Consider the following 12,727-nt stretch of genomic DNA (forward strand, 5'->3'; position numbering starts at 1 on the left):
TAAGGATGAAAATGGCTCAATTAGTTGAACAAATTCCTAATCTTAATACATTTAAAAAGTATGGTAGAGTGACGAGAGTTGTCGGCTTGATGATTGAGTCCCAAGGTCCTGAAAGTTCCATCGGGGACGTATGTAAAATCCATATCCAAACATCGAAAAACGGTCCGCAAGTTATGCTGGCAGAAGTCGTAGGGTTTAAAGATGAAATCGTGATTTTAATGCCATACTCTTCGTTGAAGGAAATTTCGATCGGCTGTCTTGTAGAGGGGACAGGTTCACCGCTGGAAGTGAAAGTTGGCCCTGAACTGATTGGGAAAGTACTTGACGCAATGGGCAACCCGTTTGATGGGCAACCATTGCCAAAAGGATTAACGACAGTCCCAACGGAAAAAGAGCCGCCAAATCCTTTAAATCGCCCGCCCATTAACGAACAGTTAGAGGTCGGAGTAAAGGCGATTGACGGAATGCTTACAGTTGGCAGTGGTCAGCGTGTCGGTATATTTGCAGGATCGGGCGTCGGTAAAAGTACATTGCTTGGTATGATTGCCCGAAACACGGAAGCGGATATTAATGTTATTGCTCTTGTAGGGGAACGGGGACGTGAAGTAAGGGAGTTTATCGAACGGGATTTAGGTCCGGAAGGTTTACAACGGTCGGTTGTCGTAGCGGCTACTAGTGATCAGCCTGCATTAATGCGAATTAAAGCGGCATTTACCGCAACAGCCATTGCAGAATATTTCAGGGACCGCGGGAAGAACGTTATGTTAATGATGGATTCCGTAACCCGAGTTGCGATGGCACAGCGTGAAATTGGACTGGCAATCGGTGAACCGCCTGCGACAAGAGGTTACACACCATCCGTTTTTGCAATATTACCAACATTGTTAGAACGGTCAGGTACGAATATAAATGGGACCATTACCGCATTTTATACAGTGCTTGTAGACGGTGACGATATGAACGAACCAATTGCAGATGCGGTACGGGGGATTTTGGACGGGCATATTGTACTGGACCGGAATCTAGCCAACAAAGGACAGTATCCGGCAATTAATGTATTAAAAAGCGTAAGTCGTTTGATGAACCATATTGCACAGCCTGATCATGTTCGTGCAGCAAGCCGTTTGCGGGAATTATACTACAGCTATTCAAAATCAGAGGACCTGATCAATATCGGGGCATATAAACGCGGGACATCGAAGGAAATTGATGAGGCGATTATGTATGAGCCGCTCATTACAGAATTTTTAAAGCAAGGATATAAAGATAAAATTTCGATCGAACAAACTGTCAATGAAATTATCGCTTTATCGAATGGTGGTGCCCGTTAATTATGAAATACAATTATCGTTTTGAAAAAATTCTTGTTGTTAAAGATCAGGAAAAAACGGAATCGGAACTGGCTTTTAAAGAATCGGTGCAAGTGTTTGAGGAAATTGCTACAAAGCTGTATGACCTGTTAAAGAAAAAAGAAGATTTAATCGAGTATCAGCAGGAACGGTTAAAAATTGGGTCTTCCATCGATGAAATCAACCATTATTCGAAATTTATCGATAGTATGGAAAAAACAATTGAGGATGCACAGCAAAAAGTAATGCAGGCGCGTGCAAAAATGAATTGGCATGAGCAAAAGTTATTGGAAAAAAGTTTGGAAGTACGTAAATATGAAAAAATGCGTGAAAGAGATTATGAAAGATTCATAGAAGATCAACTTCATATAGAAGCAATACAGCTGGATGAGCTTTCAACAATTGCGTATTACAAGAAGGAAATCAGGTGATTCCGTGGCAAAAAAAATAAAAAATACGATGGAACAAGTGGAAGAAATGGAATTGGAAAGCCAATCTCCAGGTTTTTTCAAAAAGTTTTTCTACCTATTTTTAATCCCGTTCATGTTTCTTATCGCAATTTTATTGATTATTACATCTATGACGGAATATAACGTGTTTAAAATGGCGGATGAGGCAATTGGAAAAATCCCGTTTATCAGCTCGGATGAAAAAGAGGAAGTAGTAGAAAATAGCTCATTAAATGAACAAAAGGTAGTGGAGCTGCAAGCGGAAATTCAGGAAAAGGAAGCGCAAATTTCCCAGCTGCAATCACAAATTGACGCATCAGCGACTGAAAAGGAAGAGCTTTTAATTGAGCAGGAACGATTGCTGTTTGAAATTGAAAAATTGCAGCGCAATCAGGAAGAGACGAAAAAAGAGTTCAAAGAAATTCTGTCTACTTTCGAAAAAATGTCTGCAAGAAAAGCAGCACCTATATTAGTTGAAATGAGTGACACGGAAAGCGTACGTATTATGTCGGAGATGAAACCCGATACATTATCAGCTATTTTCGCAAAAATGGCGCCGGCAGATGCTGCCCGCTATACAGAGCTTTTATCACAGCAATAGTCCTTGAATGGAGGGAGGTGTAGTAAATGAATATAGCAATGTTACAAACAGTAAAAATGCCGAAGCAAGATTTCCAGCCAAACACAGTAAAAACGCCAAAGCCAGATTCAAAAGTATTTGGAAGTGTGTACAATTCGATGATTTCCAAGTCGTCTGCTCCAACTGCTAAGCAAGCAGAATTATCAGAACCTCCGCTTGCTGAAAGTATTTCTGAAATTTTAGAAGAGGACTCACTCGAAAGTTTACTCGAACAATTAGGTGTGAAAATGGATGAGTCGGGGCTATTTGCACTAGTAGGTGAAGAAAGTACACCGGTTGCGCTAGACGAACTAATGACTTTAGATAACTTGACGGAACTTTTAGGCATGACAAAAGAAGAGTTGAGTCAAATTATTGAACAGTTATTAGGGGACACAAAGCAGGAAATTACGGATGTTTGGTCTCTAATAGAGCAGGCACCGCATATTTTAAATGAAGTAATGGCAGCTGTACAGAAGCCTGAGCAAAACAATGTGCAACCAAAAGAATTGCAGCAAATTGTCCAGCTGTTAAAGTTAGCTCAACTAGCCGGAAGTAAAGTTGATACGGTCTATCAACAGGAAGTTCAATTAGCCAGTTTAAAAGATGCATTGCTGACATTGGCAAATGAAGCTCAGAAATTAGCAGGAACAGAGCAGAGTACTTCAAAAACTACGACTTTCCAACAAGTAATACAGCAAGGTCAACAGACGACCGTTAAAGTTGAAACGGATACACAAACAGCAGGTCATTTACAGCAGCAAGTGACACATACAAAAACAGTGACTGTTACATTACCCGCTGAAAAGCCGGCACAGTCGGATGCATTAATAAAAGAAATTCAAAACTTGATCAATCGCAGCCAGCTTTCAGGACAGCCAGGTAATATGAAATTATTCCTGAAACTGTTTCCGGAAAACCTCGGTCAAATACGAATTGAATTAGTTCAAAAAGATGGGGTAATGACTGCCCGATTATTGGCAACGACAGCAATGGGGAAAGAGTTACTGGAAAATAACATTAACCAGTTAAAAGCCGGTTTCGTCTCTCAAAATATTCAAATGGAACGAATCGATGTTGCACAGTCTTTACAGGATGCAGATCGAAATGCGCGTGATCAAAATTTCTTTAATAACTTCTTCCGTCAAAAAGATGGAGAAGAAAAACAGGACAATAACGAAGATACGCTAGAAGAAGAAAATCTATCGTTTAAAGATCTATTAAGTGAGGAGGTAGAGTAAGTGGCAAACACAATTTCAAATGATTATTTTTTACAGGCGAATAATGCGAATTTCAAAGTAACAGATAAACAAGATAACGGGGCGCTTGGAAAAGATGCGTTTTTAAAAATATTAATTACCCAATTGCAAAACCAGGATCCGACAAGCCCGATGGATGATAAGGAATTCATTTCACAAATGGCACAATTTTCTTCACTTGAGCAAATGCAAAATATGACAAAGGCGATGGAAAATTTACTTGAATCACAGAACCAATCACAGTTAATGAACTATTCAACATTTGTCGGCAAAGAAGTGAAATGGCATGAAATTACAGACAAAGTGGACGCGGACAACAAGCCGATCTACAACGAAGGAACAGGCGCTATTAAGGAATTAAAATTTGTTGATGGTGAGGCCGTGTTTGTACTGGCTGACGGCAAGGAAATTAAACCAGGCAATATTTCATCGATTCTTGGTAGTACGAGTGCAACAGAGCCGACAGTTCCAGCAGGAAATCCATTAGCAGAAGCGAGCCAGCTGATCGGACAGACGGTTCAATATACAAATGGTGACCAAGTCGTTGAGGCAATTATTGAAGCGATTAAAACAAATAATGTGAATATCGAATACATTTTAAATGATGGTTCTCGTTTAACGAAAGACCAATTTACAGTGAGTTCTCAAACAACCCAAAATGAAAATGTAACAGAATAAGAGGTGGGGCTGATGAACAGAGTCAATATTCAACATATCCCTTACCATCCACCGATAAAGCCGATGGTAAAGCAAAGTACTGAGCAAGTTTCAAAGCAGTCCTTTATGGACCATTTAAAACAGGCGACCGGTGATGAATTAAAAATAAGCAAGCATGCTTCAGAACGGTTGAATGAACGAAATATTTCTATAACAGATCGTGAATGGCAGCAAATCTCCAAAAAAGTATTTGAGGCAAAAAATAAAGGTGTGAAGCAGCCGTTAGTCCTGTTAGATCAGGCAGCCTTAATTGTAAGTGCAAAAAATGCGACGGTTATTACGGCGTTGGATCGTAATGAAGCAAAACAGCAACTATTTACCAATATTGATGGAACAATTCTTATATAGGCCGGACCTTCAGAAGTAAGGAAGCCTACAGTCGTTGAATGATCGATACGACTGAACTAAAAAACAGATTTGAAAAACGAAGGGAGAACGACATTTCATGTTACGTTCAATGTATTCAGGGATTTCAGGTTTAAAAAACTTTCAGACAAAATTAGACGTGATTGGGAATAATATTTCAAATGTTAATACGTACGGCTACAAGAAAGAACGTACTATTTTTAAAGATTTAATTTCACAAACACAGGCAGGAGCATCTGCACCTTCAGCAACTCGCGGTGGTGTAAATACGATTCAGGTTGGATTAGGATCGCAACTTGCTGCTATCGATACTATTCACAATGCAGGGTCTATGCAAACGACTGGTCGTACTTTGGATTTAGCAATTTCAGGTGATGGATTCTTTATGGTTGCTGATGGTACGGCACCAGATGCTGATGGTATTATTCAAGAAGTGGGCGAGGAAGCATTTTCTAATGTTCTATACACGCGTGCCGGCAATTTCTACATGGATCGCAATGGTTATTTGGTAAATGGAGATGGAAAATATTTAGTCGGTGTTCGAGCAGATAATTATTCTGTTGATGCGAATGGAGACGAGGGTGTCCTTTTTGATGACCGCTATAATGTATCTGGAGATGACGGAGCTAATTTAGATTTGGAAGGTGTAATTACGCCTGATAATGGTGAGTTAGGTACTATCCGTATTCCTACAACAGCTCAAAGTATGAGCATTGGTCAAGATGGTTCTGTAAGTTATGTCGACTATAAAGGAGACTTAATGTATGCAGGGCAATTACTAATGTCGAAATTTGCTAATGCGTCTGGTTTAGAAAAAACAGGTTCAAACTATTTCCGTGATACAGCCAACTCGGGGGATCGTTATGTTCAAGTAGGTACAGTAGCTGGTATCGGTTCAATCAACTCAGGCTTCATGGAAATGTCCAACGTAGATCTTTCGGAAGAATTCACGGAGATGATTGTTGCGCAGCGCGGGTTCCAGGCGAACTCTCGTATTATTACAACGTCAGATGAAATTTTACAAGAGCTTGTTAACTTAAAACGATAGTTTAAATTTATTATAGAAGAGGGGGGCCGGGCCGGCTCTCAAGTGCAGGTCCGGCCCTATTTTAATGATTGAGGTGACTCGCCTTAATGGTAAAGCATTTACTTTAAATGCTTTATACATAGAAACAGTTGAAGCATTTCCGGACACACAAATTACGCTGACAACTGGACGTAAATTCATTGTGTTAGAGACTGAAGAACAGGTACGGCAAAAAGTGAGGACATTTTATCAGAATGTCCAAGTTTTATCTAACCCGCACCTTAGAGGTGAAGAAGATGAAGAATAATAAACTATTAACAATTATGCTAATTATATTAGTGACGATTACATTATTCGGTGTTATTGTAGTTGTGTTATTGACACAGCTCGACAAAGAGAAGCCAGATGGTCCAACGATTGATGAAATCATTGAGTCATCGGTAGACATTCCTGAGATTACGACGAACTTGGCAGATGGAAGTTTTGTTCGAATTACATTAAAAATTCAGGCATCAGATAAAAAAGCTGGTGAAGAGTTGTTTAAACGAGACTTCCAAGTAAAAAATATCGTGATCCAAGAACTTTCTGAAATGGAAGAGAAAGCTTTAGAAGGCAAGCAAGGGAAAATTACATTCCAGGATGCAATTAAATCTCAAGTAAATGAGTTAATGCAAGAAGGGGAAGTTACGCAAGTGTATATTACTTCATACGTACTTCAGTAATCATCAGTACTACACAATTTTAATTTTTGAAATGGAGGTGGGCAAATGGCAGGAGATATAATGTCGCAATCCGAAATTGATGCGCTTTTATCGGCGATATCGACCGGAGAGATGTCTGCAGAAGACATAAAAAAAGAAGATGAAACACGAAAAGTTAAAGTATATGACTTTAAGCGGGCTCTGCGCTTCTCAAAAGACCAAATCCGAAGTTTGACCCGTATACATGAAAACTTTGCGCGACTGTTAACAACATTCTTTTCTGCACAGTTAAGAAGCTATGTTCAAATAACAGTTGCATCCGTGGACCAAATTCCGTTTGAAGAATTTGTTCGTTCTATCCCAAACATGACATTAATCAATGTATTTGAGGTCCCGCCTTTAGATGGCAATATTTTAATGGAAATCAACCCGAACATTGCCTATTCGATGCTCGATCGATTGATGGGCGGAGCAGGGGGAAGTCATAGCAATGTCGACAATTTAACTGAAATCGAAACGAAAATCATGACAAATTTATTTGAACGTTCTTTTGATAATTTACGTGAAGCATGGGAGAACGTTGCTGAAATCGATCCGATGCTTGTGGAATTGGAAGTAAACCCGCAGTTTTTACAAATGATTTCACCAAATGAAACGGTTGTTGTCATTTCGTTTAATACAATTATCGGGGAAACGACAGGGATGATCAATATTTGTATTCCGCATGTTGTACTAGAACCGATCGTTCCGAATTTATCTGTTCGCTATTGGATGCAGACAAATACGAAAGAAATTTCACCGGAGCAAACAAAAATGCTTGAAACACGTGTGAAACAGGCAAAATTACCGGTTATTGCAGAGTTAGGAACGGCAGACATCACAATTGAAGATTTCCTGACAATGGCTGTCGGTGATGTCATTCCGTTAAATCAAAAAATTGAAAATCCGTTAACACTGAAAGTCGGCAGTTTACCGAAATTTACCGTTCAGCCAGGGAAATTGAATAATAAAATGGCTGTTCAAATTATCGACCCTTTGAAAGGAGGAGACGAAGATGAGTGATGAAATGCTCTCCCAAGAAGAAATTGAGGCTCTATTAAGGGGCGAAACGCTGGAGGATTTTTCTGCAAATACAGCAAATCCGGAAAAAGAAATTAAAGTTGAGGATCACTTAACTCCGATAGAAATTGATGCATTAGGTGAGGTAGGTAATATCTCATTCGGCAGTTCTGCTACTGCATTATCTTCATTACTAGGTCAAAAAGTAGATATAACAACACCTAGTATTTCAATGATTAATCGTAACCGTTTAGAACAGGAATTCCCTCATCCGTATGTTGCTGTACAAGTAGAGTATACAACGGGTCTTTCAGGAATGAATCTTCTCGTAATTAAACAATCGGATGCTGCAATTATTGCAGATCTAATGCTGGGTGGCGATGGAGTTAATCCAAGACCAGAATTAAGTGAAATTCAGTTAAGTGCTGTTCAAGAAGCGATGAATCAAATGATGGGCTCAGCTGCCACATCCATGTCAACAGTATTTAACCAAAAGGTTGATATTTCACCGCCGACAATTGATTTACTGAATATTTCACAAGATGAGGGTACGGAAACGATCCCAACAGATGAATTATTAGTGAAAATTTCATTCAGATTGCGTATCGGTGAATTGATCGATTCGAATTTAATGCAATTACTACCTTTAAAGTTTAGTAAAAAGATAGTAAAGTCATTAATGGGAGAAACTGATGAGCCTCTTACTGCAACAACAACAGTGGAGCCTACACCAGTTCAGCCGACACAACAGCAACCAACGCAGCAGGCACAACAACCGACTGCACAGCAACCTGTGTTTGAACAACCGGTTCAGCAGCCAGTTTATGAGCAGCCAGTACAACAGCCGGTCTATCAGCAGCCAATGCATGAGCAACCGATGCAGCAGCAAGCGTATCAGCAACAGCAATCTGTATATGAACAGCCAGTTTATCAGCAGCCTGCTTATACAGCACCACCGGCAAATGTACAGCAAGCTCAATTTGCAAGCTTCGAATCGCCAAATATTACACAGGCAGAAGCGCGCAATTTAAATATGCTGCTTGATATTCCATTGCAAGTAACAGTTGAGCTGGGACGTACTAAACGTTCAGTAAAAGAAATACTTGAACTATCGAGCGGATCGATTATTGAATTAGATAAGCTTGCAGGTGAACCTGTAGATATTTTAGTAAACAGTCGGTTAATTGCAAAAGGTGAAGTTGTAGTAATTGATGAGAACTTCGGTGTTCGCATCACAGATATTTTAAGTCAGGCAGATCGCTTGAACAATATTAGATAGTTTTAATTGGAGGAATTAGATTATGTCTAAAAGGATTTTAATTGTTGACGATGCAGCATTCATGCGCATGATGATCAAGGATATTTTAACGAAGAATGGTTTTGAAGTAGTAGGAGAAGCAGCTGACGGAATTCAAGCGGTTGAAAAGTACAATGAATTACGTCCGGATTTAGTAACAATGGATATTACAATGCCTGAAATGGATGGCATTGCAGCATTAAAAGAAATTAAAGGCACGGATCCGAGCGCGGTAGTTATTATGTGTTCAGCAATGGGCCAACAAGCTATGGTTATCGATGCGATTCAAGCAGGTGCAAAAGACTTTATCGTAAAGCCTTTCCAAGCTGATCGCGTAATCGAAGCGATTCAAAAAGCTTTAGGTTGATCTGATGAAAGCAAAAAAATCATTTCGATTTTGGATCGCTGTTGGAATTGTATTGATGACGGCATTATTTACACCAATCTCAAATGGAACTTTTGCGATGGTAAGTAACGTATACGAAAACTGTAATGAAAACCCTGAAGTATGTTCAGAAGAAAAAATTTCAGATGAGAGTACTCCGGATGCCGACGCAGAACAAACTGACTCGGCATCCGTTAGTATTGGATTTTGGGATTATCTTAAAGTTTTAATAGCACTTGTCTTCGTCATAGGGCTATTATTGTTCATTTTAAAGTATTTAAATAAGCGTAACTTCAACTATCAACAAAATGCCGTTATTAAAAATATCGGTGGCTTGTCTGTAGGACAGCAAAAGTCTGTACAATTATTACTAATTGGTAAACGAGTTTATGTAGTTGGTGTCGGCGATAACATTCAGCTTCTGAAGGAAATTGAATCCGAAGAAGAAATCGACCATTTACTAAATCAAATTGAAACTAAGCAGAGCATGGTGAATACTTCACCATATATAGCTCAATTAATTAATAAATTTTCACAAAAAAAGCGCCCTCAGGATATTTCGGAAAGCCCTAAATTCAATGATTTGTTCAATGAAAAAATCGGTAAAATCAAGCAGCAACGAAGTGACGAGCTTGAGCGGTGGAAAGAACAGGAGCGTGATGATCGATGAACGAAATTCTTTCCGTGTTTTCTGAAAGTGATCCGGGGAATGTATCCACGTCCGTTACGCTGTTATTCCTGTTAACTGTACTATCGTTAGCGCCGAGTCTATTAATATTAATGACTTCATTTGCGCGTATCGTCATTGTTCTGTCGTTTACTAGGACAGCCCTTGCCACGAACCAAATGCCTCCCAACCAGGTAATTATCGGGTTGGCATTGTTTTTAACGTTCTTTATTATGGCTCCGACATTCCAGCAAGTAAACGAGCAGGCATTACAGCCGCTCTTTGATGAAGAAATTAATTTGGAAGAGGCATATGAACGGGCGACGATTCCGTTCAAACAATTTATGTCTCAGCACACAAGGCAAAAAGATTTAGAACTTTTTATCGAATATAATCAGGCAGAGTATCCGGATTCCATCGAGGAAATTCCGATGACGCTGCTCGTACCCGCATTTGCGTTAAGTGAAATTAAGACAGCTTTTCAAATGGGCTTTATGATCTTCATTCCGTTTTTAGTTATTGATATGGTAGTCGCAAGTACACTGATGTCAATGGGGATGATGATGCTGCCTCCAGTAATGATTTCACTGCCATTTAAAATCTTATTATTTGTACTCGTCGATGGTTGGTATTTAGTGATGAAATCTTTACTTCAAAGTTTTTAGGGGATGATATAAAGTGACACAGGAAATGGTCATTGCAATTGCAGAGAATGCAGTATTCACGATATTGATAGTTTCGGGACCTTTACTATTAATCGCACTTGTCAGCGGTTTAATAGTCAGTATATTTCAGGCGACAACTTCCATTCAAGAACAAACATTGGCGTTCGTACCTAAAATCGTAGCGGTATTAGTGGCGATTATTTTTTTTGGTCCGTTTATGATCAGCAAGATGACGGACTACTTTCACGACATTTTAAATAACCTAGTTCGGTATATTGGGTGAGAAAATGACGGAATTACTACCGAATTTGTCAATATTGCTATTAATTTTAGTACGTGTTTCTGCATTTTTCGTCTCCATCCCTTTATTTTCATATCGTACAATCCCCCCGCAAGTGCGCATTGTATTGGCTGTCGCTTTGGCGTGGATGATGTATTATACGTTTAATATTGAACCGTTTGAAATTAATGCTTTCTATTTGCTGCTCGTTTTAAAAGAGGCAATTATCGGGCTGATGCTAGGATTGGCTGCGATGATTATCGTTTCCGCTGTTCAAATAGCGGGCGGATTTATCGATTTCCAGATGGGGTTTGCGATGGCGAATATTATCGATCCGCAAACAGGTGCCCAGTCTCCGCTAATGGGGCAGTTTTTAAACTTTTTAATGCTTTTAGTATTGCTTTCAATAAATGGTCATCATCTAATTTTAGATGGGATTTTTTATAGTTATCAGTTTATGCCGATGGATCAGTTTTTCCCGAATTTCGGTGAAGAAGGGACCCCACTGTTTATTATAAAAATATTTGTTTCTGTTTTTGCCATAGCATTTCAAATGTCAGCTCCAATAGTTGCAACATTATTTTTAGTAACGTTAGCGTTAGGTATTACAGGGAAAACGGTACCGCAAATGAATATATTTGTAATCGGATTCCCGATTAAAATTGCAGTAGGGTTTCTAGTATTGATGGTGACAATGGGTGTATTAGTAGGAGTTATGAAGGAGCTAATTGAATTTATGATTATTTCTTTACGTGACTTAATGGTTATTTTAGGTGGTGGCTAACATGGATAAAAAGCTATTGATCAACGTTGACCTTCAGTTTTTTGCAGGTGAAAAAACGGAAAAAGCAACACCGAAAAAGCGGCAGGATTCACGTAAAAAAGGACAAGTATTAAAAAGTCAGGATGTCACAGCCGCCGTATTACTGCTATTGTCATTTTTCTTTTTACTTTTCTTTGCACCATTCATGTACGAAGGAATGAGAGATTTTTTACTACAAGCACTTAACCGCAATATGTTAATAGAAACGCTGAACGCTGAAACCGTAATGGATATGTATGTTGAATCCATTAAAGAAATGGCAATTATCGTTCTGCCGATTATGGTCATTGCCATTATTGCAGGTATTGGAGCTAACTTTTTTCAGTTTGGCTTACTTTTTACAACAGAGACACTAAAAATAGATTTGAAAAAAATGGATCCGATTAAAGGGATCAAAAAGATTATTTCTGTACGAGCGATTGTCAATTTAATTAAATCATTATTGAAAGTAACGTTAATCGGGACCGTAACTACCGTTGTCATTATTATATATTTGGAAGATGTATTATCGCTTGCTTTACATAGTCCGGCACAAATTTTGGCCACAGTAGCATACTTGTCGGCAATCATGGGAATTGCCGCTTCGATTATGCTCGTATTCATTGCATTGTTTGACTACATTTATGAACGGCATGAGTATGAAAAGCAATTGAAGATGTCGAAACAGGATGTTAAAGATGAGCATAAAAATGCAGAAGGCGACCCGCTGATCAAGTCGAAAATTAAACAGCGTCAACGGGAAATGGCAATGCGCAGAATGATGCAGGATGTACCTGCTGCAGATGTTGTCATTACAAACCCGACCCATTTTGCCATTGCATTAAAATACGATGAAGATATGATGGATGCGCCAAAAGTTGTAGCAAAAGGGACCGATTTTGTCGCACAGAAAATTAAACTTATTGCAAAAGAACATGATGTCATTATGGTAGAAAATCGTCCGCTTGCCCGTGCGATGTATGACCAGGTTGAAATCGGCCAGGCTGTACCGGAAGAGTTTTTCAAAGCTGTTGCCGAAGTTCTTGCATATGTATACCGGATCAAACGCAAAATTTGACATAGAT

The 12,727-nt window shown here is 39.1% G+C and carries 17 protein-coding genes; all 17 read left to right on the forward strand.

The window, feature by feature from the left end; genetic code table 11:
* Window positions 1-5 precede the first annotated feature (5 nt).
* The 17 genes from fliI (at window position 6) to flhB (ending at window position 12,720) form a co-directional block, all read left to right on the forward strand.
* Window positions 6-1,331: a flagellar protein export ATPase FliI gene (gene fliI / locus AC6CH1_RS02645; protein ID WP_498316237.1), complete on the forward strand. Its 1,326-nt coding sequence runs from the start codon at window positions 6-8 to the stop codon at window positions 1,329-1,331.
* Between the two features lie 2 nt (window positions 1,332-1,333).
* The gene (gene fliJ / locus AC6CH1_RS02650; RefSeq protein ID WP_498316238.1) at window positions 1,334-1,780 is read left to right on the forward strand and encodes a flagellar export protein FliJ; all 447 of its coding nucleotides are present in this window, start codon (window positions 1,334-1,336) and stop codon (window positions 1,778-1,780) included.
* A 4-nt stretch (window positions 1,781-1,784) separates the two neighbouring features.
* A complete protein-coding gene (locus AC6CH1_RS02655) occupies window positions 1,785-2,399 on the forward strand; it encodes a MotE family protein (protein WP_498316239.1) in 615 nt (204 codons plus the stop codon).
* 26 nt (window positions 2,400-2,425) lie between these two features.
* A complete protein-coding gene (locus tag AC6CH1_RS02660) occupies window positions 2,426-3,658 on the forward strand; it encodes a flagellar hook-length control protein FliK (protein ID WP_498316240.1) in 1,233 nt (410 codons plus the stop codon).
* Entirely contained in the window at window positions 3,659-4,354 is a 696-nt protein-coding gene (gene flgD / locus AC6CH1_RS02665) for a flagellar hook assembly protein FlgD (RefSeq protein WP_251689329.1), read from the forward strand.
* Window positions 4,355-4,366: 12 nt separating this feature from the next.
* Window positions 4,367-4,741: a TIGR02530 family flagellar biosynthesis protein gene (locus AC6CH1_RS02670; RefSeq protein WP_498316241.1), complete on the forward strand. Its 375-nt coding sequence runs from the start codon at window positions 4,367-4,369 to the stop codon at window positions 4,739-4,741.
* 97 nt (window positions 4,742-4,838) lie between these two features.
* Window positions 4,839-5,807: a flagellar basal body rod protein FlgG gene (gene flgG / locus AC6CH1_RS02675; RefSeq protein ID WP_498316242.1), complete on the forward strand. Its 969-nt coding sequence runs from the start codon at window positions 4,839-4,841 to the stop codon at window positions 5,805-5,807.
* 64 nt (window positions 5,808-5,871) lie between these two features.
* Complete coding sequence (locus tag AC6CH1_RS02680; RefSeq protein WP_251689323.1) at window positions 5,872-6,093, forward strand: flagellar FlbD family protein; 222 nt, start codon at window positions 5,872-5,874, stop codon at window positions 6,091-6,093.
* Window positions 6,083-6,508 carry a flagellar basal body-associated protein FliL gene (gene fliL / locus AC6CH1_RS02685; protein WP_251689321.1) on the forward strand — a complete coding sequence of 142 codons (426 nt, stop codon included), beginning with the start codon at window positions 6,083-6,085 and terminating at the stop codon, window positions 6,506-6,508. The genes AC6CH1_RS02680 and fliL overlap by 11 nt, the downstream gene beginning before the upstream one ends.
* Before the next feature lie 45 nt (window positions 6,509-6,553).
* A complete protein-coding gene (gene fliM / locus AC6CH1_RS02690; RefSeq protein ID WP_413077777.1) occupies window positions 6,554-7,549 on the forward strand; it encodes a flagellar motor switch protein FliM in 996 nt (331 codons plus the stop codon).
* Entirely contained in the window at window positions 7,542-8,825 is a 1,284-nt protein-coding gene (fliY, locus tag AC6CH1_RS02695) for a flagellar motor switch phosphatase FliY (RefSeq protein WP_498316243.1), read from the forward strand. Before fliM ends, fliY begins: the two co-directional genes overlap by 8 nt.
* A 22-nt stretch (window positions 8,826-8,847) precedes the next feature.
* Complete coding sequence (locus AC6CH1_RS02700; protein ID WP_008403273.1) at window positions 8,848-9,210, forward strand: response regulator; 363 nt, start codon at window positions 8,848-8,850, stop codon at window positions 9,208-9,210.
* Between the two features lie 4 nt (window positions 9,211-9,214).
* On the forward strand, window positions 9,215-9,898 hold the full coding sequence (locus tag AC6CH1_RS02705) for a flagellar biosynthetic protein FliO (protein WP_427710938.1): 684 nt from the start codon (window positions 9,215-9,217) through the stop codon (window positions 9,896-9,898).
* A complete protein-coding gene (fliP, locus tag AC6CH1_RS02710; protein ID WP_251689312.1) occupies window positions 9,895-10,560 on the forward strand; it encodes a flagellar type III secretion system pore protein FliP in 666 nt (221 codons plus the stop codon). The genes AC6CH1_RS02705 and fliP overlap by 4 nt, the downstream gene beginning before the upstream one ends.
* A 13-nt stretch (window positions 10,561-10,573) precedes the next feature.
* The gene (gene fliQ / locus AC6CH1_RS02715; RefSeq protein ID WP_079525230.1) at window positions 10,574-10,843 is read left to right on the forward strand and encodes a flagellar biosynthesis protein FliQ; all 270 of its coding nucleotides are present in this window, start codon (window positions 10,574-10,576) and stop codon (window positions 10,841-10,843) included.
* 4 nt (window positions 10,844-10,847) lie between these two features.
* Window positions 10,848-11,624, forward strand: coding sequence for a flagellar biosynthetic protein FliR (fliR, locus tag AC6CH1_RS02720; RefSeq protein ID WP_251689310.1), 777 nt, complete (start codon window positions 10,848-10,850; stop codon window positions 11,622-11,624).
* Between the two features lies 1 nt (window position 11,625).
* Window positions 11,626-12,720 carry a flagellar biosynthesis protein FlhB gene (gene flhB, locus AC6CH1_RS02725; protein ID WP_251689308.1) on the forward strand — a complete coding sequence of 365 codons (1,095 nt, stop codon included), beginning with the start codon at window positions 11,626-11,628 and terminating at the stop codon, window positions 12,718-12,720.
* Window positions 12,721-12,727 lie beyond the last annotated feature (7 nt).

The organism is Solibacillus sp. GQ1 (assembly GCF_059758555.1).